General features: G+C 62.4%; 26 protein-coding genes and 1 pseudogene. 6 read left to right on the top strand and 21 right to left on the bottom strand.

What is annotated here, in order from left to right; genetic code table 11:
• Positions 1-82: 82 nt before the first annotated feature.
• From FHT78_RS02205 to FHT78_RS02195, 3 genes are all read right to left on the bottom strand, one after another.
• Positions 83-487 (bottom strand): hypothetical protein, encoded by a 405-nt coding sequence (locus FHT78_RS02205; RefSeq protein WP_183739926.1) that lies wholly within the window; start codon positions 485-487, stop codon positions 83-85.
• Between the two features lie 79 nt (positions 488-566).
• Entirely contained in the window at positions 567-773 is a 207-nt protein-coding gene (locus FHT78_RS02200) for a hypothetical protein (protein ID WP_183739923.1), read from the bottom strand.
• On the bottom strand, positions 766-993 hold the full coding sequence (locus FHT78_RS02195) for a hypothetical protein (RefSeq protein ID WP_183739920.1): 228 nt from the start codon (positions 991-993) through the stop codon (positions 766-768). The genes FHT78_RS02200 and FHT78_RS02195 overlap by 8 nt, the downstream gene beginning before the upstream one ends.
• Before the next feature lie 285 nt (positions 994-1,278).
• Here FHT78_RS02195 and FHT78_RS02190 point away from each other — a divergent pair, with 285 nt between their 5' ends.
• Both FHT78_RS02190 and FHT78_RS02185 read left to right on the top strand, forming a co-directional pair.
• Complete coding sequence (locus FHT78_RS02190; RefSeq protein WP_183739917.1) at positions 1,279-1,917, top strand: helix-turn-helix transcriptional regulator; 639 nt, start codon at positions 1,279-1,281, stop codon at positions 1,915-1,917.
• A 296-nt stretch (positions 1,918-2,213) separates the two neighbouring features.
• Positions 2,214-3,950, top strand: a complete 1,737-nt coding sequence (locus tag FHT78_RS02185; RefSeq protein ID WP_183739915.1) for a PAS domain-containing protein — start codon at positions 2,214-2,216, stop codon at positions 3,948-3,950.
• Positions 3,951-3,980: 30 nt separating this feature from the next.
• Here FHT78_RS02185 and FHT78_RS02180 read toward each other — a convergent pair whose 3' ends face one another.
• Together FHT78_RS02180 and FHT78_RS02175 are read right to left on the bottom strand one after the other, a co-directional pair.
• The gene (locus tag FHT78_RS02180; RefSeq protein ID WP_183739912.1) at positions 3,981-4,493 is read right to left on the bottom strand and encodes a hypothetical protein; all 513 of its coding nucleotides are present in this window, start codon (positions 4,491-4,493) and stop codon (positions 3,981-3,983) included.
• Between the two features lie 161 nt (positions 4,494-4,654).
• Complete coding sequence (locus FHT78_RS02175) at positions 4,655-5,191, bottom strand: DUF1269 domain-containing protein (protein ID WP_183739910.1); 537 nt, start codon at positions 5,189-5,191, stop codon at positions 4,655-4,657.
• Between the two features lie 297 nt (positions 5,192-5,488).
• Here FHT78_RS02175 and FHT78_RS02170 point away from each other — a divergent pair, with 297 nt between their 5' ends.
• Positions 5,489-6,121: a CatB-related O-acetyltransferase gene (locus tag FHT78_RS02170; protein ID WP_183739908.1), complete on the top strand. Its 633-nt coding sequence runs from the start codon at positions 5,489-5,491 to the stop codon at positions 6,119-6,121.
• A 15-nt stretch (positions 6,122-6,136) separates the two neighbouring features.
• Here FHT78_RS02170 and FHT78_RS02165 read toward each other — a convergent pair whose 3' ends face one another.
• The 6 genes from FHT78_RS02165 to FHT78_RS02140 all read right to left on the bottom strand — a co-directional run bounded on the left by FHT78_RS02165 (position 6,137) and on the right by FHT78_RS02140 (position 9,057).
• Entirely contained in the window at positions 6,137-6,946 is an 810-nt protein-coding gene (locus tag FHT78_RS02165) for a transglutaminase family protein (RefSeq protein ID WP_183739906.1), read from the bottom strand.
• 68 nt (positions 6,947-7,014) lie between these two features.
• Positions 7,015-7,914, bottom strand: a complete 900-nt coding sequence (locus tag FHT78_RS02160) for a transglutaminase family protein (protein WP_183739904.1) — start codon at positions 7,912-7,914, stop codon at positions 7,015-7,017.
• A 74-nt stretch (positions 7,915-7,988) separates the two neighbouring features.
• Positions 7,989-8,234 (bottom strand): hypothetical protein, encoded by a 246-nt coding sequence (locus FHT78_RS02155; protein ID WP_183739902.1) that lies wholly within the window; start codon positions 8,232-8,234, stop codon positions 7,989-7,991.
• A 64-nt stretch (positions 8,235-8,298) separates the two neighbouring features.
• Positions 8,299-8,481: a hypothetical protein gene (locus FHT78_RS02150; protein ID WP_183739900.1), complete on the bottom strand. Its 183-nt coding sequence runs from the start codon at positions 8,479-8,481 to the stop codon at positions 8,299-8,301.
• 60 nt (positions 8,482-8,541) lie between these two features.
• The gene (locus FHT78_RS02145; RefSeq protein WP_183739897.1) at positions 8,542-8,682 is read right to left on the bottom strand and encodes a hypothetical protein; all 141 of its coding nucleotides are present in this window, start codon (positions 8,680-8,682) and stop codon (positions 8,542-8,544) included.
• Positions 8,683-8,760: 78 nt separating this feature from the next.
• Complete coding sequence (locus tag FHT78_RS02140; protein ID WP_183739894.1) at positions 8,761-9,057, bottom strand: hypothetical protein; 297 nt, start codon at positions 9,055-9,057, stop codon at positions 8,761-8,763.
• A gap of 230 nt (positions 9,058-9,287) precedes the next feature.
• Between FHT78_RS02140 and FHT78_RS02135 the strand changes: the two genes are divergently transcribed.
• Positions 9,288-9,911 (top strand): LysE family translocator, encoded by a 624-nt coding sequence (locus FHT78_RS02135; protein ID WP_183739892.1) that lies wholly within the window; start codon positions 9,288-9,290, stop codon positions 9,909-9,911.
• Positions 9,912-9,949: 38 nt separating this feature from the next.
• On the opposite strand, the gene FHT78_RS02130 is transcribed toward FHT78_RS02135, so the two are convergent.
• Together FHT78_RS02130 and FHT78_RS02125 are read right to left on the bottom strand one after the other, a co-directional pair.
• Positions 9,950-10,333, bottom strand: a complete 384-nt coding sequence (locus FHT78_RS02130) for a limonene-1,2-epoxide hydrolase family protein (RefSeq protein ID WP_183739889.1) — start codon at positions 10,331-10,333, stop codon at positions 9,950-9,952.
• A gap of 12 nt (positions 10,334-10,345) precedes the next feature.
• Entirely contained in the window at positions 10,346-10,990 is a 645-nt protein-coding gene (locus tag FHT78_RS02125) for an NAD(P)-binding domain-containing protein (protein ID WP_281412826.1), read from the bottom strand.
• A gap of 90 nt (positions 10,991-11,080) precedes the next feature.
• Here FHT78_RS02125 and FHT78_RS02120 point away from each other — a divergent pair, with 90 nt between their 5' ends.
• A complete protein-coding gene (locus tag FHT78_RS02120; protein WP_183739883.1) occupies positions 11,081-12,010 on the top strand; it encodes a LysR family transcriptional regulator in 930 nt (309 codons plus the stop codon).
• Here FHT78_RS02120 and FHT78_RS02115 read toward each other — a convergent pair.
• The 3 genes and pseudogenes from FHT78_RS02115 to FHT78_RS29750 form a co-directional block, all read right to left on the bottom strand.
• Complete coding sequence (locus FHT78_RS02115) at positions 11,971-12,279, bottom strand: hypothetical protein (RefSeq protein ID WP_246715059.1); 309 nt, start codon at positions 12,277-12,279, stop codon at positions 11,971-11,973. The genes FHT78_RS02120 and FHT78_RS02115 overlap by 40 nt on opposite strands.
• Positions 12,280-12,404: 125 nt before the next feature.
• Positions 12,405-13,631, bottom strand: a complete 1,227-nt coding sequence (locus tag FHT78_RS02110) for a biotin/lipoyl-binding protein (RefSeq protein WP_183739877.1) — start codon at positions 13,629-13,631, stop codon at positions 12,405-12,407.
• A 284-nt stretch (positions 13,632-13,915) separates the two neighbouring features.
• Positions 13,916-14,284 (bottom strand): annotated as a pseudogene (locus FHT78_RS29750) (hypothetical protein); the annotation flags it as partial.
• A 279-nt stretch (positions 14,285-14,563) separates the two neighbouring features.
• Here FHT78_RS29750 and FHT78_RS02100 point away from each other — a divergent pair.
• Positions 14,564-15,013, top strand: a complete 450-nt coding sequence (locus tag FHT78_RS02100) for a DUF2383 domain-containing protein (protein WP_183739873.1) — start codon at positions 14,564-14,566, stop codon at positions 15,011-15,013.
• A 337-nt stretch (positions 15,014-15,350) separates the two neighbouring features.
• Here FHT78_RS02100 and FHT78_RS02095 read toward each other — a convergent pair whose 3' ends face one another.
• From FHT78_RS02095 to FHT78_RS02075, 5 genes are read right to left on the bottom strand one after another with little or no spacing between them, the layout of a single operon-like run.
• A complete protein-coding gene (locus FHT78_RS02095; RefSeq protein ID WP_183739870.1) occupies positions 15,351-15,746 on the bottom strand; it encodes a hypothetical protein in 396 nt (131 codons plus the stop codon).
• The gene (locus FHT78_RS02090; RefSeq protein ID WP_246715055.1) at positions 15,743-16,012 is read right to left on the bottom strand and encodes a hypothetical protein; all 270 of its coding nucleotides are present in this window, start codon (positions 16,010-16,012) and stop codon (positions 15,743-15,745) included. Before FHT78_RS02090 ends, FHT78_RS02095 begins: the two co-directional genes overlap by 4 nt.
• A 41-nt stretch (positions 16,013-16,053) precedes the next feature.
• Positions 16,054-16,305, bottom strand: a complete 252-nt coding sequence (locus FHT78_RS02085; protein ID WP_183739868.1) for a hypothetical protein — start codon at positions 16,303-16,305, stop codon at positions 16,054-16,056.
• Between the two features lie 55 nt (positions 16,306-16,360).
• Positions 16,361-20,206: a hypothetical protein gene (locus tag FHT78_RS02080; RefSeq protein ID WP_183739865.1), complete on the bottom strand. Its 3,846-nt coding sequence runs from the start codon at positions 20,204-20,206 to the stop codon at positions 16,361-16,363.
• Between the two features lie 30 nt (positions 20,207-20,236).
• Complete coding sequence (locus tag FHT78_RS02075) at positions 20,237-22,477, bottom strand: hypothetical protein (RefSeq protein WP_183739862.1); 2,241 nt, start codon at positions 22,475-22,477, stop codon at positions 20,237-20,239.
• Positions 22,478-22,654: the final 177 nt, after the last annotated feature.

The following is a 22,654-nucleotide window of genomic DNA, read 5'->3' as shown; positions in this document are numbered from 1 at the left end:
CAAGAAGTGTTGTTGTAATCGCAACATGGCCGGCGCGGAACGGGCGGCGGCCATGGTCATTTCACCTATTCGTGCCGGGGATTCAGCGGGACGCGGCGGCGGCCGGAAACTTGCCTTCCAGCACCAGCCGGTAGCCGCGGCGATAGCCGACAGTGGAAATGCCGATACCGGAGCCTTCGAGCTTCTGCCGCATGTGGCAAAGCGCAACCTTGAAGGCGAGATACATCTTGTCAGGCGAGGGGCCGCCGTCGGGATCGTCGATATACATGGCGGTGAAGATGCGCTCGGTGATTACGGGCAGGCCCTTGCCCTTCCAGACCGCTTGGAAGATGCGGCCTTCCATCGGCGTCAGGCCGTAGCGATCGATGACGATCTCCGGCTGCGGCGTGGTGACCGGCTGCTTGCAGCAGGGGCAGAGCAGCGGCTTGGTGATGGTGAGCGGGGCGGGCGCGGGTGCTGCGGGCGGGCGTGTGGTGATCGTCTGCATATCGGTCCTCACTGGATCTGGAATTCTGGTGACAATGCGAATTGATTTGGCGAACTGGTTTTCCGGCGCGGCCGATGCCCTATTGAGACGCCATCGCGCGGATGCGGTCTTCGAAGAGGGCAAGGCGTCGCAGCCGGTTGGCGAGATGCACGAGGTCGTCAAGGGTCTCGCTATCGATGAAGAGCAGCGTCTCGCTGGCCGCAGCCCCGTCGCGCATGACGCAGCGCCCGATCAGCGTGTCGATCAGATCCGATTGCGCCAGCATGGAAAGCGGCTCCTTACGCATCCTCCTCCTCCGGCGTCATGTCCGAAGGGGCAAGCGTTACGCCGCGGCGCCTTGCGGCCTGCAAGAGCAGCAGCTGGTCGCGGCCGTTGATCAGGCCGTGTTCGTCCCTTAGCGCCCTGCAGATCTTGGAGCGATGACGCTGGAGTTCGGCTGCGAGCCTGGAAGGCGTCAGCGCAAATTTGGCGGCGACTTTCTGCCAGGGCGTCTTCGCCTTAGCCATGCTGATCCTCCCTCATCTGATGCGGCCCTTGTTGTTGGAGTTGAGATTATGTTGTCGAAATCGCAACGTCAATCCAAAATAGGAAAAAATACCTATCTTTTATGTTTCGACGCCAGATGGGTCATTTTCAGGCCTAAAGGCCGGGTAACGATGCAACTTGAGCAGATCAACCATGTCAAAGGTTGAGGCTAAAAAGCCCGGTGCGGTTGCTTGCGCCTCGTTGCGTTTTTTTGCAACAAATAAGCAACACTGCATATGTGCATAGGGCGCTGATGGGGGAACGCGATGGCTGAGATCGATGGCGACTGGTTTCACAACCAGCTTGACGGCAGGGGACAATCGCTGCGCGCGCTCGCCCGCCATCTCGGCAAGGATGCCTCCGCCGTCTCCCGCACCTTCTCGGGCAAGCGCCGCATGACGATGGAGGAGGCGGTGGAGATCGCCGCCTTCCTCGGCGTATCCGTGAGCGAGGTCATGCACCATGCGGGGATTGCCGGGCGTGCAGGCATGCCCCGAGATAGCGAGGGGCTGGGGCCGAAGATCCTGCTTTCGGCCGTGATCGGCGAGGATGGCGAAGTGCGCCCGCTTGCCGAACCGCAGCCACTGCCGCAGGCCGTGCTCGACAAGGCGCAGCTTTCGATCGGCGCCAGCCGCAATCGGCGGATCATCGCCGCCGAGGTGCGGGCCTCCTCCGGTCCGCTGTCGATCTGGGACGACGCGGTGTTCTTCTTTCCGCCCGCCGATGGCATCGAGCCCGGTGCGATCGGCGCGCTTTCGATCTGTGGCCTTGCCGGCGGCAGGCAGATCCTCGCCAAACTCGACCGCGCCCGCAAGACCGGCGAGGCGAGGGTGGTTCTTTCTGATGGCGGGATCGTGGAGGCGGCGCTCACGACGGCGACGCCGGTGCTGGCGGTGGTGCCTTAGAGCGGCGATGGCGGGGCATAGCCGCGCGGAAAAGAGAGAAGCACGGGTACACCACGTGGCGGTCCGGCAGGACAGAGGGGGTATCCCACGGCACGCCGTTCGACACCCCCAAAGCCCTCCCTTGGAAATCATCCGCCCAGCGCTAATTACGCAGCAGGAATGGCCGTTCATCGGGCCCGGGCGACCAGCGGCGGATGCATCTGCATCCAGCCATGCGCCTGTGGCAGGTGGGGATAGGAGCGGCCGCGAAGGCGGGTTGGATGGGTACCGAGTCACATGGCTCCGGTCGGGCGGGGATGGCAGAGAACGATAGCGAACATCACTACCGGGTTCTCTTCGACTCCGTCGATGATGGTTTCTGCACCATCGAGGTGTTGTTCGACGACGATGGCCGGGTGCGGGACTGTCGTTTCCTGCTGACCAACCCGGCCTTCGAGCGGCAGACGGGGCTGCTCCGGGTCGCCGGGCGGACGATGCGGGAGCTCGCGCCGAGCCATGAGGGATGGTTCGATATTTACGGCAAGGTGGCGCTGACGGGCGAGCCCGCCCGCTTCGAGCATCAGGGCGACGCGCCCGGCGGGCGCTGGCACGAGGTTCATGTCTTCCGCATCGGCGCGGCCGAAGAGCGGCAGGTCGCCATCATCTTTCGCGACATCGAGGACAGGAAGCAGGCGGAAGCGACGGTGCGCGCGAGCGAGGCGCAATACCGGGCGCTGTTCGATTGCATCGACGAGGGCGCCTGCATCATCGAGCAGTTGCCTGTGCGGCCCGATGGGCGGCGCGACTATCGCTATATCGCCATGAACAAGGCGATGCAGGCGATGTTCGGCATCGCCGATCTCTCCGGCCGCGCGATCCGCGAATTCTTCCCCGACGAGGTGGAGGACTGGTACGACGATTACGACCGGGTGCTGGCAACGGGCGAGCCCATCCGCTTCGAGCGGGAGTCCGAGCCGCAGCAGATGGTGCTGGAAATGTTCGTCTCCCGCCTCAGCCAGAAGCCGCCGCGGCTGCTTGCCGTGATGCAGGACATCACTGAGCGGCGGCGGGCGGAGGAGGCGATGCGCCGCAGCGAAGAGCGTATGCGCGCGCTGATCAATGCCACCTCCGATGCCGTCTACCGCATGAGCGCGGACTGGCAGGAGATGCGCCAGCTCGACGGCCGCGGCTCCGATGTCGAGGGGCCGACGGTGCGCTGGATGGAGGACTATCTCTTTCCCGAGGATCGGGCGCGGATCCGCGCGGCGGTTGCCCATGCCATTCGAGAGCGGCGGCCCTTCGAGCTCGAACATCGCGTGCGCCGGGTCGATGGCAAAGAGGGCTGGACCTTTGCGCGCGCCATCCCGATCTTCGATGCGAAGGGCGAGATCGCCGAATGGTTCGGCATGGCTACCGACGTGACCGAGCGCGTGAACGCCCGCGAGCGCCAGCAGATGCTGAACCACGAGCTCGGCCACCGGCTGAAAAACGTCCTGAGCCTCGTGCAGTCGATCGCCAACCAGACCTTTCGTCAGGCCGACAATCTCACCGAGGCGGCCGAGACCTATAGCGCGCGCCTCATCTCGCTCGGGCGGGCGACCGATATCCTGACGGAGACTGCCTGGGCGGATGCCGGCCTGCACAGCCTCGTCCAGGCCGGACTGACCTCGGTCGGCGATTTCAGCGAGCGCATTCGCATCTCCGGCCCCGATCTCGACCTTGCGCCGCAACAGGCGCTGATGCTGACGCTGACCCTGCACGAGCTTGCGACGAACAGTTTGAAGTACGGGGCGCTGAGCAATGGGGCGGGGGTGGTGGATCTCAGCTGGGGCATCGGGAGCGATCCGGAAGGCGAACCGCAATTTACCTTCGGGTGGCGCGAGAGCGGCGGGCCTGAAATCAGTGCGCCGAGCCGGGAAGGGTTTGGGGCGCGGATGATCGGGAGGCTGCTGCCGGCTTCGTTTCAGGGGAAGGCGGAGTTGCGGTATGAGGCGGCGGGGTTTGAGTTTCGGCTTGAGGCGCCGTTGGGGGAGGTGATTAAGGTGAGGGGGTGAGGGAATTCGGCGTCTGGTCGGCAGCTCGCATCAGTCTGAACTTGATCCTATCAGGATTGTGGCGCGCGTATTCGCTTTGAATATGAACGCGAAGTCCCAGAACACGGGATAGGCGGGGTGACCCTTCCGCAGCCAGAATGACTCGATTTCGGCCGCCGTGCCGGCAAGCTCTCCGATCGTGTGTTCGAGCATCTTCATCGATGCCGCAAATGCCTCCGACGTCAGCATGATTGCCGAAGGACCGGCGCCGGGTTCGCCGGCATAGAGCAAGGCTTCTTGTACCTCTGGCCAGACTGATGCGCTTTGGACTTTTTCGATGCCGCCGACAGTCGCGGCTTCTCCCAAAGCCTGTCGAATGAGGACTTCCGACGGCAATGGGCGCGTCAGGGGAATGTCGAAGGACTTTAGAAAGACGGTGTAGTTTAATGCACCGGTGTTCAAAATCGTGGCGATTTCATTCAGGCGGATTAGATCCATTGATTTGTGCTCACGATTTATGCCGTGTTCCCTCCCATTGCCGCCGGATGTGCGTTGGGGAAGCAACCGCTATCTTTCTTATTCATCCTGAGGTCAATTAGCTTGTTGTCAGCCCTTGTCAGTTATCAATCCACTAGACAACACAACGCGGCCTTACAGTATGGTCCGAAAACAGATGTGCCGGGCGCGGCGTTTGCGCCCGGCATCGTCTCTCAATCCGATCCTGTTCAAGCCGCAGGCGCTGCCCCGACCACCGGCTCCGTCGCCAGCGCCTTGCGCAACTGCTCCTCCTGCTCCGGCGAGAGCGAGGTGCGCAGGATGGTGGCGTGTTCGCCCTTGAATTCGGCCAGCACCTTTTCGGGCTGCACCTTGCGCAAGAGCAGGAAGAGGGCGGAGCTGTTGACGGGGATGGTGTCGGCGAGTTTCTTGATGAGGTCGTCGTCGATGCCGTAATCGGTCATCGAGCCCGCGAGCGCGCCGGAGCCTGCGCCGAAGGCGCCGCCGAGGACCATGCCGGCCAGCGGATTGAGGAAGAGGAGGCCGACGAGCGAGCCCCAGAGCGCGCCGGAGAGGCCGCCGCTTGCCGCGCCCGCGGCCGTCAGATTGACGCTCTGCTTGAGGCGTACCTTGCCGGCGGGGTCGCGCACGGCGATAACGGCATCTTCGAGGTCGACGAGATATTCCTTCTCCAGCTGGACGAGCCGGTTGAGCACGGCATCCGCCTTATCGGCGGTATCGAAACCAAGCACCACGAGTTCTGACATGGCTTTCCCTCCTGTTGAATTTACAGATGCGGCAGATAGGCGTCGGCGGCGCTCTGTCCATAAGGCGGCCGCCATTTGACGGGGTTTCTGTTCAGGCAATTCCGGGCACAAGACTGTTGCCCCGTTTGCGGGAGTTGCTCTAGCACGGGGATGTGAGAGGGCGATGAAGGGTGGCGGGCATTGGTTGAAGGCGAGAGATTTTGGATCCTGCCGATGGATCGGCTATAGGGAATCCTGCTCCTGGATTCCGTCCGGCGCAGCACCTGCTGCCGCAAAACTCCGCGCAAAGGTCTTTCCATGCCGCTTCTCGATGCGAATTCAGTCTTTCCCATCACCTATCCCGATGGCAAGGTTTCGAAGACGACGGTGTACCTGAAGAATGTCATCGATCATCCGCGCATGGAGGTCGGTCATTACAGCTATTTCACGCATTACGGAAAGCTGGAGGAGACGGCCGAGATCCTTGCGCCCTATCTCGGGCGGGGCTGCCGGGAGAAGCTGGTGATCGGCAAGTTCGTGCAGATTGCCCGCGGCAGCTATTTCATCACCAGTTCGGCCAATCACCCGATGGGCGGCATCACCACCTATCCGTTCCGCATCTTCAAGCCGGAAACCTTCGGCTACAAGGATCTGCCGGTGAAGGATACCGTGGTCGAGCACGATGTCTGGATCGGCCATGACGCCGTCATCATGCCGGGCGTCAGGATCGGCGCCGGGGCGATCGTTGCCGCTTCCTCGGTCGTCACCCGCGATGTGCCGCCCTATGCGCTCGTCGGCGGAAATCCGGCGAGCATTATCCGTATGCGCTATCCCGTCGAGATCATCAGCGAGATACTTGACCTTGCATGGTGGGACTGGCCGATCGACAAGATCGAGGCCAATCTGCCGGCGCTGGAAAGCGGCGATCTTGCGGCGCTGAAACGGGCCTGAATGCGACCATGCCGATCAAACCGGCACCTCCTCCGTTATCACCTCGAAGCGTTTGAGCACTGCGGGGCCGAAGGCCGTCGACATGGCGACGTCGGTGGCGTCGCGGCCGGTCGCCATCAGGATGCGGCCGATGCGGGGCGTGTTGTGGCGGGCGTCGGCCGTGTACCAGCGGCCGCTGAGATAAACTTCGAACCAGGCGCTGAAATCCATCGGGTTCGGGTCTTTGGGCACGCCGATATCGCCGAGATAGCCGGTGCAGTAGCGCGCCGGGATGTTCATGCAGCGGCAGAGCGTGACGGCGAGATGGGCGTAGTCGCGGCACACGCCCGATCGGTCGGTATAACCGCCGAAGGCGGTGCGCAGCGGATCGGCTTTCTGGTAATCGAAGGCGATGCGCTTGTGGGTGAAATCGAGGATCGCCTGGACGCGCGGCCAGCCGGGCGGCTTCTTGAAAAAGGTCTTCCAGGCGAAATCGGCGAGCCTGTCGGTATCGCAATAGCGGCTGCCGAGCAGGTAGACGAGGACGTCGTCAGGCAGATCGTTGATGGCGTGTTGAAGGGCGTCTTCGGGCACGGGATCGGGCAGGCCGCTGTCATAGATTTCGAATTCGGTGGAGATGGTCGTGAGACCCGGTGGCGCCGTGATGCGGCTGCAGGTATTGCCGAAGCTGTCCGTATAGGACCAGGCCTCGATCGGCCGGTCGAAGACGAGCGCCTGTTCGGTAAGCAGATCCACGCGGCGGGAGGGGTGGACGTTGAGGACCAGCAGCATGGGGGTTTCGTGTTTGCATTCATAGCCGATGTGAAAGCCTGCACGTATCTTCATGGGATTGTATTTCCCTTGGTCAAATCAAACGTCCTGCAGGCGAATGCACAAGTGGGCCAGGCGTTCCGTCACCTCGCTCTTGCGGCATCATATTCCTGTTCGGTGGTGACGTTGACCTGCACACGCATGCTGTCGAAATCGCCCGATCCGCCGTCATAGCTACCCGAGAGCGGCACCGCCTGGCGCGGGTCGCGGGCCACACCGACGCGGATCAGGTCGCGGTTTCCGACGATGCCGTTAGTGGGATCGAACTCCACCCAGCCCGCACCCGGCAGATAGACCTGGCACCAGGCGTGGGTCGCGCCGCCGCCGAGTGTCACCGAGCCGTCGCGATCGGGCACATAGACGTAGCCGGTGACGAAGCGGGCGGCAAAGCCGAGGGAGCGGGTCGCCTCCATCATCAGCAGCGCGAAATCGCGGCAGGTGCCGCTGCGCAGCCGCAGCGTGGTGAGAGGCGGCTGCGTGCCATGTTCGGAGCGCCTGGCATAGCTGAAGCTCTCGTGGATGGCGTAGCAGAGCGTCATCAGGATATGGCCGGTGCGCGCCTGATGGCCCAGGGGCACGAATTGCCGCGCCCATCTGCCGACCTCGTCACCGGGGTCGGGATAGTGCCTGACGATGGTCTGTTTGAGATCGACCGCCTCGTCCTCGTCATAGGCGAAGGGAAAGTTCAGCGCCTCGGTGTCGATCGAGAGATCGAGCGGGACCTGCGCCGTATGGTCGAGGCGGATGACGGATTCGAAGCGCAGTTCGGCGGAGGCGGCGGCGAACTCGACGAGCGCGATGCAATTGCCGAAGACATCGTGGATCCAGCGGATCGATGCCGGCCCGGGAAAAACATTCAGACTGCAGCCCAGAAGCGTCTGGTCGAAACTGTCGCGGGGGCGGAACATCAGCCGGTGCTGGCCGAAATGCACCGGCTTTTTGTAATGGTAGGACGTGATGTGGCGGACGGAGAAAATCGTCATCCTGCCTCCCTATTTTCGTGAGGCGGCACTAATCATGGGGGCATGACCGCGGTGAAAATATCCGCGGGCGCCCGTCACTTCTCTCTGCGCGAAAGCGGATAGGCGGGCGCATCGTAAAGCATGCGAATCTGCTTTTCGTCGAAGCGGGCTTCATTTACCTCCAGCACGCAGCCGCGCAATTGCGAGCCGGGCATGTCTTCCATGGCAAAACGCACCGCTTCCGCGGCGGTTTCGAAGCGCTTATAGCGAGGGGCACGGGTGCCGCGCAATGTCTTGCCGGTGTAAAGCCCGGCTTCGGTCATATAGTTGAATTCTGCCACGTGATCGTCCTTGCTCGTTCCTTGATATGGCCGAGCCATTCTGGTGTCTTCGGGGCCGGCGGTTTCAGGATGAAACGACGGGTAGGCCAGCCCGCGTCTTCTGGCGCTGGCGGCGTTCGTCCTGCCTGGTTTCGCGCTGTCTTAAGCGCAGCCGCTTGCGAACATCCTGAAGCTTTTCGGCATCGGAGGCTTTTTCGGGCTGCTGTGCGCGGAAGAGATTTTCCGCTGCACGCTTGTCGGTGGTCATATTGCTATCCTCTCGGACGATGGGCGGGACGGCCGAAAGGTCGTCGCGCCGGGGCGGGCGCTATTTCTTCTTGTCGCTGCCCGTATTGCTGCTTGCCATCTTGACCTGCGCGCCGGGTGCGGCAGCAGGTGCCGCTGAAGCAGAGCGGTCTTTCTTCGGCTTGCGGGCTTCTTTGTTGCTGCGCACTTGACCCTTGGCCATGGTTTCCTCCTGGTGTGGTGATGCGGGACAGATCAGGTATTGCGGCCTGCCGCCGGCTGGCCGGCGGTCGCTGTGGTATCAAAGGGGCAGGGGTCCGATGCCCGAACGCTTGTCCAGAGAGGCTGCCAATGTGGAAAGGCGCAACTGCCCCAGGGAATGGATAGGCCATGCGTTTGTTCCCCGGCCGGCCTGCGGCCCATGGCTGAAATCGGGAAAAGCGGCAAAACTTCCGACGGCTTCGAAACGATCACGCTGCTGCCGCGCGGCGTCTTCTGCACGATTGAGAATGCCGAGCGCCACATTCTCGCGGTAGGCGAATGCGCCGGTTCGGATGAGATTGCGCGACAGGCTTGACGGATAAAAGTCGGAAGACATCGCGTCCTCCTTTCGTTGGGGCCAGGGCTAACGCCCAAACCGGCAGCGCCTGTGCGGCTGCCGATGCTCGAATGCTGCGCCTATTCCGTGCTTTACGCAAGCACGTTCTCGCAGGATAGGTTTCCCGGCTGCTGTCGCAACGTAACTTTTCGAATATTGCACCGGCGGCCGAAGCCGTTAATCTGCCGACGGCTATTTCAGGCATGGAAACCGAAGGTGGGAAATCGAAGATGAGCATCGCTGTTTTGACGACCTATGTTCTCGTCGTGCTCGGGCTGATGGTGATTCCCGGGCCTGCGACGCTGCTGGTTCTCGCCCGATCGGTGGGCGGCGGCAGGCGGGCCGGCATTGCAACGGGGCTCGGCATCGGGGTCGGCGATCTCATCCATTCCACCATGGCGACCTTCGGCCTTTCGGCCTTGCTCGCGACTTCGGCCCTTGCCTTCGAGGTGGTCAAATATATCGGTGTCGCCTATCTCATCTATCTCGGATACCGGGCCTTTATCGAAAAGTCCGGCAATCTCGATATGGCGGCTGCGCCTGAGATCAGCCCCGGCAAGGCTTTCCGGCAGGGGATATTCACGGAGATCCTGAACCCGAAGACGGCGCTCTTCTTCCTCGCCTTCCTGCCGCAATTCGTCCATCCCGAGAGTGGATCGGTGATCGGGCAATTCGCGCTGCTCGGCATCATCTTCGTGGCGCTCAGCATCTGCGTGACTTCGGCGCTCGCGATCAGTGCCGGCACGGTGCGCGGCTGGCTCAACAGGAACCGGACGATCGGCCGCTGGCAGGGCAAGGTCATCGGCTCGATCTACATGGCTCTTGGCGTGCGGCTGGCGTTTCAGCAGCAATAAGCGGCGCCCGGCCGCTGATACGACCGGGCTTTGAGTTGCTACCGCTTTATCTCGGCCAGCTGACGCTCGAAACTCGCGAGATCGAAATAGTCGCGCCAGACGGTGATCCTGCCGTTTTCTACCGTCAGCGTGCCCATGACCGGCAGGGTGATCTTGCTGCCGCTTTCATGGGTGAAGATATCGATGCGCTCGTTCAGAACGACGTTGCCTGATGCGGCGATCTGCGTGACCTGCCAGTCCACCTTGAAGGCGGTGCCGATGCCGAAATCGGCGTTGAATTTGCGGACATTTTCGCGGCCCACGATATCGGGCAGGGGCACGTTGTCGTAGAGCACGTCGTCGGCGAGCATGGCGAGTGCCTCCTCGATGCGGGTTGCGCTCCAATGGGCGAAGAAGGTTTTTGCGGTTTCGATAGGTGACATGGTGCTTCTCCTTCAGCCGAACTTGACGAGGTTCAGGGCCGGCAGCGGGCCGCCGGGGAATTGCGTCAGGGCCGCACCCACCTTGAGCGAGCCGAGGTCGACGCCGGCAAAGCCGATGCGGGCGATGAGATCGGCGACTCCGGCCTTCGCTTGCGCATCGTCTCCCGAATAGAAGAGCACGCGGCTTCCGCCTTCGGCGTGCGGGTCGGCCGAGACGAGATTGGCGAAGAGGTGGTTGAAGGCCTTCACCAGGCGGGCGCCGGGCACGAGGCCGGCGACGATTTCGCTCGACAGCCGGCCATTCAGTTCGGCTGGCTTGAAGAGGGGTGCCTCGATCGGGTTATTGGCGTCGATGACGATGCGGCCGGCCCATTCCGGTAGGCCGCCAAGGGCAGAAGGCAGCTTCGACCAGGGCACGGCGATGAGGACGATATCGGCTTTTGCCGCCTCTTCGATGGTGCCGGCCGTGATATGCGGGGCGAGTTCTGCGGTGAGCTCGGCCAGCGTTTCCGGACCGCGACTGTTGGCGATGGTGGCGGCGATGCCGTTGCGCGAGAGAGCGCGGGCGAAGGCTGAACCGATATTGCCGGCGCCGATGATGCCGATGGACATGACAAGTTTCCTTTTTAAAGGTCGCGTTGGTTTCGATGGCGCCAATATCGCGCCGTCATTCCCCTTTGATTAGACAGGAGTGCATGGTATCAGTTTCAAGTCTTCCTTGAAGGTGGCGATGGAGAGGCTTCTGAGATGGAGAGTTTGGCAAATCTCGAATCCTTCGTGCGCAGCGCCGAGCTTGGCGGTTTTTCGGCGGCGGCGCGGCGGCTCGGGCTGACGCCGGCGGCGGTCAGCCGCAATGTCGCGGCGCTCGAAGCCAATCTGAAGCTCCGGCTCTTTCACCGCAGTACGCGCAGCCTGACGCTGACGGAGGCGGGCGAGCGCTTTCTCCTTTCCATGCGCGACCATCTCGAGGGGCTGCAGGGGGCGATCGCCGAAATCTCCAAAGAGCAGGCGGAGCCGGCGGGCGTGCTGAAGGTCAGCCTGCCGTCGGGTTTAGGCACGGGCTATATCCTGCCGATGCTGCCTGATTTCATGAAACGCTATCCGCTGGTGCGGCCGGAATGGATGTTCGAGAACCGGCAGGTGGATCTGATCGGGGAGGGGTACGATGCGGCAATCGGCGGCGGTTTCGAGCTTGCCTCGGGTGTTGTGGCGCGGCCTCTCGCCCCGGCCCATCTCGTGGCCGTGGCGTCACCCGCCTATATGCAGGGCCGCGTGCCGCCGGTCGATCCGGCCGGGCTTGCCGGGCTCGACGGCATCGTCATGAAATCGATCAATACCGGGCGCATTCCGCAACGGCAGATGCGTAACGCAGCGGGAGAGGAGCAGCCTGTCGATCTTACGCCAAGGATCGTCGTCAACGATCCCGCCGCCATGCGGGGTGCAGCCCTTCTTGGCCTCGGTGTCACGCTGATTTCCAAGCCGGACGCGCTGCCTTTTCTCGACAGCGGCGAACTGATCCGGCTCGTCCCTTCCTGGTATGCCGATATCGGGCCGATCTCGATCTATTACGCCAACAGGACATTGCTGCCCTTGAAGACGCGGGTATTCATCGATTTTGTCATAGACGAGTTTAGGCGTCACCGGCTTGCGGAGCGTTTCGCCGGCAGCCTGGGCTGACCCTGCTTGTCGGGCTGGTAGCCGAGCACGAAGGCGATGACCTTTCCCGACGACATTTCGCAGGGTTTCAGCGTGCTGCCGCTCGCCTCCAGGAGATAAAGGTTGAAGCTGACGATATCGGTACCGGCGAGATCCTCGGCATAGAGCCAGATGCGCTTGTCATCGGCCGAGCGCTTGACGGTCGCGCCCCAGCGGCGGCCCTCGAAGCTGCCTTCGCTATAGCCCTCGGGGATAAGGGCAAGGGCGCGGGTGAAGGGGGCGGGGTTCATGGAATGCTTGAGGGGTGAGGGCATACCACATAGGTGGCGGGGCGGGAAGCGTTTCGCAAGGCTGCGTCAGCCGCCACGCGGCGTCATGCTCGGGCTTGTCCCGAGCATGACGGCCATATTCGGCCTCAATGCCCCGTCAGCACCAGCGTCTGAACCGGCAGCAACAGCGCCTGCATACGCAGGATCATGGCATGCACCACGCCGACCGCATCGATGACATGCAGGCCGATCCATTTGAAGGTGCCTATACCGGGATCGGCGAGCGCATCGTGGTTGTTGGTATAGGCATTGGCGATGCAGCTGCCGCCGGGGGGCACGTCATCGAGGCCGCCGGGGAAGAGGGGCTGCAGGAAGACCGTCAGCGTGCCGGGTTTTGCCAGCTGCGTGACGTCGACGAGCTGATCTGTCGGGCGCAGCTGGCCGGCGGCGATCACGTCCTGCACCTCTGTCACCACCAGCGGGATGATGGTGAAGGGTTTGCCGACACAGGTAGCTTCGGCCACCATGCCGGGCTTCATGACCTGCGCCTCGATCTGGCCGAAACCGGCAACCAGCGTCCCGCGGCCGGCCTCTTCCGGCACGAGGATGCCGGCCGGACGCAACATGGCGTTCAGCACGTCGCCGCGCCGCAGCGTGAATTGCTGGACGGTGCCGCTGACGCCGGCCTTGACGACCGTCTTGTCAAGCTCGACCTGGGCCTGTGCCAAGGCCGCCTCGGCGCTCGCTTTCTTTGCCGGCAGGAGGACGTTGAGTTTGGTCTGCAGCGTTTCCTTGTTGGCATAGGCGGCGCTGACCGTGCCGCGCTGGCTTTCGACCGTATTGGTGAGCCGGTCTACCTCGCGGCGGGCAACGGCGTCGTTCTTCAGAAGCTGGGTCTTCATCTGCAGCTCGTCGATCGAGACCTGCAGGGCGCCTTCGGCCTGCCGGATCACGCCGTCGGCGCTGGCAAGCTCGCTTTCCGCCACCCTGGTCTCAGCTTCCACCTCGGCGATCTGCTTGTGCGCCACATCGAGCGCAGCCTTCTGGGCGGAATCGTCGAGGCGGAAGAGCGGCGCGCCGGCTGCGACTTTCTGGTTGACGCCGACATAGACCTCGTCGACCCGTCCGATGGCTTCCGGCAGTATGGTGACGGTGCGGAAGACGGCAGTGACGCTCTTCGTGGAGGGATGGAAATAGAAGATCATGGTGATCAGCGAGATGGTGAGCAGCAGACAGGCGGTTATGCCCCAGCGCAGCTCGTACCACATGCTGTAGAGCGTGATTTCGCGGCCGATACGCTTGTCCTGGACATAGCGCCGGTAGAGATAATCGGGAAGGATGGTCAGCATCGAGCAGAGCGTGAGTTCGAGCATGGTCAGATATCCTCCCCCCGCGGACCGGTCTTGATGGCCGGCTGGATCGTCTGCGCGCCGGGCTTGGCGCCATCATGCAGCAGATTTGCCGGGCGGGGCGGCTGCGGCTGCGTAGCGGCGGCCGGCACCGGGGCGATCGGCGCGCCTTTTACCGGGGCATTGGCGGCTGGGGTATCTGGGACTGGGGCATTGGCGACTGGGATCGCGATCACCGGCGCACCGGCCGCCCGCTCAGCGACTGCCGGAACAGTGGCCGCCGGCGAGATGTTGGCGGCGCGGCCGGCTTCGGCATCGCGGCTTGCGAGCCGGGCCAGCGAGCGGGCGATCGAATAGAGCGGCGTCGAAAAATCGGGGATGCGCACGAGGGCGAGCAGCAGGCCGATGATCCAGTAGATATGATTGTGGGTGAAGAGCGAGATCAGCGCCAGCACCGCGACGATCTCCAGCTGGCCCTTGTTGGCCCGGTGGGCGATCCGTTCGGGAACGGCGTGGAGCTGGAAGTAAAAATTGCCGATGACGAGAAGGATCACCAGCAGCAGCACGACGACGGCGACGAAGAGATAATCGGTCTCACCCGGCGCGGTGATGAAGCCCGGCACATGGTTGGTCAGGGCGGCGTGATAGGGCTGCGCCGCTGCTCCATCGGCTGCCATTGCGGTTTGGGCAGCCAGGAATGCTGTTGCGGCCGTCGCGCCGACGGCGCTCCAGTGGCGGCTGCGCTGCCTTGTCGTCTTGCTCCCCATGCCCATGTCCCCCCGAACGGCATTTTAGTGTGGCCTTAAGTTTAGGCTCTTTATGGGCGACACGGAAGTGGGCAACCGGGAGTAGGGCGTAAAACTCCTGTCCCAAGCCGGGAAAAAGGCGAATTCCATGCGGGAACAACCGTGCCGCCTATGTGTTTGTCTGCTTCCAGGCACAAAGGAGTACGACTGATGGTGACAATGGTTGGCAACGAATCGGACATCAAGGAATTGGTCAAGGATCTCATCTATCTCGAACATGATGCGATTGCGGCCTATGATTCCTGCATCGAGCGCCTCGACAACAAGCTGTTTGCCGGCCAGATCGCGGCTTTCAAGGCAGATCATCTGCAGCATCTCGACGTGCTCAGGGAAATGGCGCGCGAACTCGGCATTCAGGCGCCGACCGAAGGCGACATGAAGCAGATGCTGACGACGGGCAAGATCGCGCTTGCGGATATCATCGGCGACCGCGCCATCCTGAAGGCGATGAAGACCAACGAGGACGATACGGTCACTGCCTATCAGCGCGCCTTGCGCCACGAAGACGCCATCCCGGCATCGAAAGCCTTCTTCATGAAGGCGCATCTCGATGAGGAGCGTCATCGCGCCTGGATGGAGGAGAATGCGAAGAACGCGTGATGCGGTGAGCGGCCCGGTCGCGGGATTGGCTGTAACGTTTACAGACATGCCTGACGGTCAGTCTCAGGGAACCATCAGCAGCGGGCATCTTCCAGCGGATGGCGCATCCAGACATTCGGCTATGACGACATCGCAACGGCATCAATTGTAAAGCGCCGGTAGTGGCGTCTCTGCTAGCGATTAGCGCCGTGGGGCAAGGCTCCGAAAGGCTGGCATCAAGAGAGCGCCTGGCGCCGGCCGAACGCGTTTCGCAAGGTCACCGGAGGAATTCGGCCCCCAACCCAGCGCTCTCTTGATGGGATGATGATGGCAGCAGATGGTTGAGGGCGTGTCCTGATTATCTTTTGAGATGCCGCGCGAGTAGCGCGCCGGCATCGCCGATGACGATGGCCGGGATCAGCACCAGCGCCATGTCATTGATGCGCGGCGGCACATCGACGACGACGAGGTGGAGGCCGAACCAGGGATTGAGGATCTGCACCATGTAGATTGCCGCCCACCAGAGCCCGAAGGGGATGACGATGAGAAGGCGGCCGAGGCGGGTGGCGCTCCAGCGGTCGGCAGTTTCGGCGACGGCGATATCGCGGGCGGCCTCGATGCCCTTGATCGCTTCTTCGGCAGCAAGCTTCTGCTGATCGGTTTCAGCCTCTAGTTTCGCCTGATAGGCAGCGAGCAGCGGGCCGGTGAATTTCTCGATGATGCCGCCGAAGAGCAGGTCGCTCAGCCACTTCATTTCGCCCATCCGCAGCGGTGCGCCAGATAATACCAGCCTTCGGCTGTTGCCGCGATGAGTGCGCCAGAGGCGACCTGAAGCGCCATAGCAATATCGGGATCACGCGAAATCATCTCGCCGAGATCGGGTGCGATCAGCCCCCGGGTGACGAGGGCGGCGGCGAGGTAACGCAAGAGAATGCGGATGAAGACGAGGGTCATGTGTGCTGCCTTGTTGTGATGGATGGCGGCAGGATGGGCCGAGGAAAGTTGTCTGGGTGAAATCACGGCTATTCTGGACGCAGGCCGCGCCACGCTTCAGCCCGAAGCTACAGAAACCGCGCCAGCGCGCCTGAGACGATCGCCTTGATCAACAACCCGGCAAGCGGTGTCAGCACGATGGCGACGACCGCCCAGAGCGCCTTGCCAATGCGGTTTGCGAGTTTTTCGACGCTGCCTTCGATGCGCAACAGGGCGGCGTTGATATGCGGCTGCTGGGCTTCCAGCGAGACGACGCGCTCCTTCAAATCGTTGATCCTGCCATGCAGCTTTTCAAGCTCGTTGCGGGTCGTTTCATCCATGATGCCATTCCTTGTTTGGCATCATGGATAGGGTGCGGAAGGTTGAGAGCGAAAATCACCGCCTATCGATCCTTCCCAGCCCTGCATTCGCCGTGCTGAGCATCGCGTCTGCGGGCGACTCCGCCGACAGGCCGGTCGCTTCGAGGATTTCGGTGATATGCTCGTTGCCGATGCCAAGATCGCCGCGCGGCGGGCGGATGGCCTTTACGAGCGCCCTTGCATCGCTCGCCGTGCCGGAGGCCGGGCTTTGCGTATCGCGGATCACGGGTAGGGCGGCCATGACTGAATAGCCGGTATGCTCTGCCAGATATGCCGGCCATGTCGCATCATGATCGTGTCCGCCGAGGGCGGCGGTAAACACCCTGTCCGTCATGGCGAGCGCGATCAGATCCATGGCGAGCGCGATGCCCTGCCGGGCGGCTGCGTCCTGATCCATGGCTGCGGCGCTCTGATCTACGCCTGCGGCGCTGGCCCTGAACTTCTCCGCGAGATGCGCGCCGAGGGCCTTGAAGAGGCGCTGGGTTTCGTCCCCGTCGGCATGGGCCGGGAACGGGTTGAATATCGCCTGCTCCATGGCGGTATCGGCATAGGCAATAGCCTTCGCTTCATCCCCGACGAATTGCTTGAGCCCCTTGTGATAATGCGCGAGCCAGGCCGGTATTTCGATGAAACAGTATCGTAGCGTCCCCTTAAGCCAGCCGGTCAGCGTCTTCCACGCCGTTCGGGCATCCGAAAAGGCCTGACGACCAAGCATGAGGGATGAGCGGCTGGTGACCTGGTCGATGATGCCGGGGCGGAAGGCACTTTGAAGTGCCGTGGCGAAATCGCCCCTGCCTGTTGCGGCGATGATGTCGTCCAGCCGGTAGCGGTGCGAAAGCGAGGTCGCGAGATTTTTGGCGAGGCTTGTTGCGGTGACGTTCTTTTTCGTCAGGCGGGCCATGCGGCCGATGCCGTCTGCGGCGCGCAGTTCGCCGGCGCCGGCTTCGTCCAGCCAGACTTTCAGGCGGTGCTGGACAGCGAAGGTTTTGGTCCGATCGAAGACGTTCCCCAGCCTGGGATGATCCAGCAGGCGCCTGGCATTGGCAAGCGGCTCGCAGAATTCCAGGTCGTAGAGCAGATGATTGACGTGCCGGTGCAGCACGGCGATATCGAGATCGAGCGGCCGGGCCTTGAGATCGGTGCGGGACCGGCCGTGGCCGGCCTCGGTTTGCGACTTGGCGACGCGGCCTGATGCCAGCGCCTGCGCCCGGTCCGGCGCCGCATCCGCGCCGTCATAGGCCAGCGGGTAGTAGCCGCCCTTCAGCGCCCTGCCGGCGATGGTGACGGGAGTGGGTTCGACCCATCGCGGTGCGACGCCGGTCAGACGCTTTTCGCGCGCGGCGATATCGGGCTGGAAGGCGGCGAGATAATCCCACACGGACTGCACGAAATCCGCATCGCGCGCATCCAGTGAGGCGAGCACGGCGGCAAGCCCGGCTTCATCGAACGCGCCGGGGATGCGAGCATCCGTCAGGCGCCGGCGGTTCGCCTCATTGCCGGTATTGAACGCAATGGTGATCGCCTCCCATTTCGACAGGGACTGGCCAAGGGCCGCAATATACCGGGGCTCGCCCATCCCGCTGATCTCTTCTGGCGAATAGACATCATAGAGCGCCTGCAGATCGGCGGCGGCCTTCTGCCGGCGCAACGCGAGCCGGTCTGCGGCCGCATCGAGCGGTGCCTTGATGGCCTGATATGCAATGCCGCCGATCTGTCGCAGCTGCGTGCTCGCCTCCAGCGCGGGGTCGAGGTGCGGAAGGTCCAGGAAAACGGAGGCAGCCGGCGGTGGGGCTTTGCCGATGGCATCGGCGAGCGCGGTGACGATCTCGTCATAATCGGCCTCGCCATCGGCGTCGGTCAGCCGGCCGGCGCGCTCTGCGGCGTGTTCGAGATTCTTCACCGCCGCCATGACGGCGCGGAAACGCTCCAGCGTGATCTCCTTGTAGGACTGGCGCCCGGAGGCGATCAACACGCTATCGGCAATGGCAAGCTCGTTTTCCCTGCCGGCTTCCTTCATGGCGAGAATATAATCTCTGAGGGCGATGCGCGGATCACCCTGTCCACCCGGCTGACCTCCGGTCTGACGATCCGCCCGCCCTCCGAGACCGTAGCGGTCGAGCAGGGTGTCGATCGCGCCGACATAATCGATACGGACGTTGTCTCGAAGGACGGCCGCGGCGAGCCTTTCGCGCGCGGGGCCGCTTACGAGGCTTTGCGCTTCGGCCTCGAATTTTTCCACCTCGCCGATAATGTCGAGGCTATCCGCATAGATCGCGTGATTGAGAAGCTGGCGGCGTTTGGCGGTGATCAACCTGGCGATACGCTCGTCCTGTCCATGAGGGGCGGCGTCTGCATCGCCGGCAGCTTTGCGGCTTGCCCTCTCGCGCCATGCCTCATCCTGCGCCAGTTCGTTACCCAGCCTGATAGCCTCGATAGCGGTACGCCTGCCGGCCGCGAGGAAGCGCGCGCCGTCCATGGCATCGGCCACCTCCATGCCCGCGGTTGCCGAGAGCGCATAGGCCCTGGCTTCGTTCGCCGTCAGGGCCTCGCCGCTGCCGGCGGCCTCGACGATCGCCTGCAATTCGGCCGCCAGCCATTCCGCCCGCCTGTCATTATGCACGGCGGCGATTGCCCTTTTCTCGGCAGACCCATCGATCAGCATGTCGCCGTGCCGTTGCAGCATCACGCGGTCGACCTCGAAAGCGATCGCATCCGCGCGAGGCGGGGCCAGCGTCATGGCCGCCACCAGCTCATCGCCGGAGCCGAGGTCGAAGAGATCGGCGACGATATCCGGATCGAGTCCGCCGTCATCGGCATAGAGGGAGTGCTTGCCGCGGGGCAGGGCTTCGAGGATGGCGGCGCCATAGCGCACCACGAGCGTGGCCTTGTCGAAACGGATGTCACCTGATGGTGGCGGTGTTTGCGCATCGAGCCATCGGCGGTTCGCCATCCATTCGGTGGCGCGGTAGAGGCCGGTGGCGTCGATCTCTTTTTCGACCTCGCGCTGTACGGCAGCTTTTTCCGCTTTGTAAGCCTTCTGCCCCTCTCGCCGTACAGGCTCCATCATCTGCCGCAGAAGGCGGGCTTTTGCTTCCTGCGAGGCCAGCGCGCGCAGTTTCAGCAGCCGATCGTAGTGCGGCTGTGTCAGGCCGGCATCTTGCGCATTGGCAAAGACGGGTTCATCGCCGCCGACATTCTGTTCCGCCATCTCGATTGCGGTGTCGCTGGCGAGCATCCGAAAGAAGATGGCGGCAATGTCGGGGGCGAGGGAAATGTCGAGGGCGACGAGGCGGCGGTAGATCGAGAGCAACCAGTCGCGGAATTGCTCGAAGACGCCGCGCATCTCGGGTGAGGGTGCTTTGGCTTCAATCAGATAGGTTTCGGCGGCATGTGCAAAGCGGGATTGCATGCTGGCGTCGATGGCCGCGTCCTTGCGGGGATTGCCGGTGGTGCCGCGATCGAGCGCGGCGAGTACGTCTCTTGCGGTGATTTTGATGCCGGATGCCGCGCGAGCGGAATCGGCTGCAATGGCGCGGGCGTTTTCGCTCCACCAGTTTTCGAGATGGGCGAAATCTTCGGTCACGATGGGGATATCGTGTGCCGCCATGTCCTGCATGGTTTCGAGGAAATAGCGGCTTGCTCCAAACAGGACAGTGGAGAGATCAGGCTTACGGAAAATGTCAAGGATCGCCTCGCCGTCGGCGCTGTTCGGAGCTCGGGGCGTGGCATCTGCATTGCGGTTCTCGCGGCTGAATAGGAGGCCGGCTGCGGCGGGAATATGTGCTTCCGCCGACTGGATGCGGGGCGAGGTTTTAGCGGACAGGACTTCGCTATCGGCTGAATTGTTGGTCAGATTGTTCAACGGGGATCCTCTTAAGAAATCGACTGGCGGTCAGGGCTGCGGGTGGGGACTGGTAATGCTCAGCCCGTCTGGATTGCGCTTCGTGTTTCCGGAATTTGTGACGCGGCCTGTCTTCTTCAGGACAGGGGAAGGCGACACCGCGCCATCGCCGACCCTTGCGTAGCCGAGGAGTATCGGTTCGGGGGCGGAATCGCCGCGGTTGCCCATCGGAACAAGACGGCGCGCGGGAGCGCCAATATGCGCGGCGGTAACTTCGGAATAGTTGAGGGCGTCCGAGCCGAAGCGCAGACTGTCCCTGAAGTCCGCATCCGCTTTAGATGGGGAGGAACGGGCCAGGTAGCCGGCCATGGGGATTTTGAAGTCGCTGCCGGTATCCTTTGCCACCCGCATTGCGTGGGTGTCGGCCCCTCCGGACGGATCCTTGCCTGTCGCCTCGATATATTTCTCGATATCCTCCGACGACGCGTAGACATGTTCGGCTTTGGTGTCTTTCAGCACTTCGGCGGTATGTTGTTGATGTCCCTCCGGGTCGCGCTCGCGAAATTTCGACGACTCCGCTGTCGTCGCCAGCTCCTCAAGTTGCTGGCGGGCCTGAACGGCCGCTTCGGGTTTTGATGCGGAAATGTGTAGGGAACCGCGCTTGCGTAGAAGCAGTCTCTCGCCGAGATCGGTCAAGAGTTCCTTGCCCACACCGGCAAAGCCGCCGGCAATGAACGTGTCCTCGAATTTTTCGATAATCTCCTGCTTGGGGTCGATGAGAAAGTGCTTGATGGTGTTCTGGGCGACGAGCTGAGTTGCCTGCGCCGCACCATCCTTGACGATTGTTTTGACCAAATGTTGCGCGACCGTGCTTATAGGAAGGAACTTCAGTACTGACGATGCGGCTTTTCCGAACGGGATCAGATCGGCGAGCGCGGTCGGGGCGTAAAGCATGGCCGCCAAGGTCTGCTTATCCTCCGGCAAACCCGCTTCTCTCGCAGCGGCAGTTCCGTCTCCTGCCGCTCGCAACGATTCCACAGCAAGGCCGCCTACAATGCCCGCGGTGCTTGTAGGGCCGAGAGCAATTGTCGTTCCGGTCGCAATCAGTGCCTGGCCGAGGGTTTCACCGGTCTGCCGGGTGTAACTGTTTTCGTATCCAGGCGCTGCCGGCAGCATCGTCTTGCCGTAATCGGCGACGTGTTCGCCTCCGTGCTGCAAGTTTTCGGAAATCTCTTTCAACAGAGGTTCGAATCTCTGCTCGACGTCTTCGGGCGTCAGGTCTCCTGCCAGCACTTCGGACATCACCCTCTGGGCGAGATCGCGCGGAAGGATGCTTTGCTGATCGATTTTCAATCGCAGCTTATCGACCTCGTCAGGAGTCAGCGATCCTGCAATGGCGATTTCGTCTACGAGCGCCTTTTTCCCTTCGGCGGGGCGGGTGTTGAGCAGCTGACCCGCGCCTTCGACTATGCGGCCACCACCTACAACAACACCCGTAGCTGTGCCCTTGCCCAGCTCCTTGAAATTTTGGATTGCGCTCTCGGTTGTTACAGTGGTGGACTTGGAATTCAGTACCGCATTTACTTCCTTGTCCGTGGTCTTTCCTTCCCGCACGGCATCCAGATAAAGCGTGCCGGTGCCTGCGTCGAACCAAGGCTGCGTTCGGACTTTTTCTTTGAGCACCTCGTACTGTTCGCTAGACAGCTTCTTCGCGTTACGGATCTCAGCAATGAGTTCTTCTTTTTTCCTATCGTCTTCGCTGAGACCGCTTTCGGCGGCGGAGGGAGCGTTTTCCGCGGTGTCTGGCCTAACGGCATTTGAGGCTGGCGCCTGTTGCAGTGTCGCTGGGCTTACAGGGCTTGTAGACGGAGGAGTTTCGGGATTCGTGGATGAGGCGACCGGCTCCTTCGCTGGATCATCGAAAGCCTTCGGCACCTGGCCGAACCGCTGCGCCATCTCTTCGAAGGAAGATAGGTTGTGGATATCGTCCTTCGTCAGCATCGCTGCAGAGGGGTTTTCGCGGAGCCAGCTTGCCGTCCGCGGCGACAGCGCCAGAATGCGTCTGTTGCGTTCGGCGTCGATTAGTCCCTGAAAAAACTCGCGATTCCCCGGCATCATCTGGAGGGGTGGGGGTGGGTTTCCCGTAACGCGAACATATGTAACCGCGAGATCTTTATCTTCCGCAACCTCATCTGGATTTTCATCCGAGGATTGAATAATGCTGCTTGCGGTGGCTGCGGCCTGCTGGTCCCGCTTCCGCGACAAGGCGTTATTGTCCTGCATGCTATCCATGACTGTCTCCCATTCGGTCGAGAGACAGGGTTAGGTGCGCAAGGGTTGTTTTATAAATCGGGGGGAAATGCCGATGGCAAACGAGACTGATGTGCGTGGGGCTTCGGCCGGAGGCAATAGCGGCAGATTGGCAATCGCGATCCTGGCTGCGGTCGCGCTGGTCTGCGAAATCGCAAG

Source organism: Rhizobium sp. BK196 (assembly GCF_014193255.1).
GTDB lineage: Bacteria > Pseudomonadota > Alphaproteobacteria > Rhizobiales > Rhizobiaceae > Rhizobium.
This window is presented reverse-complemented; position numbering and strand designations above follow the sequence as displayed.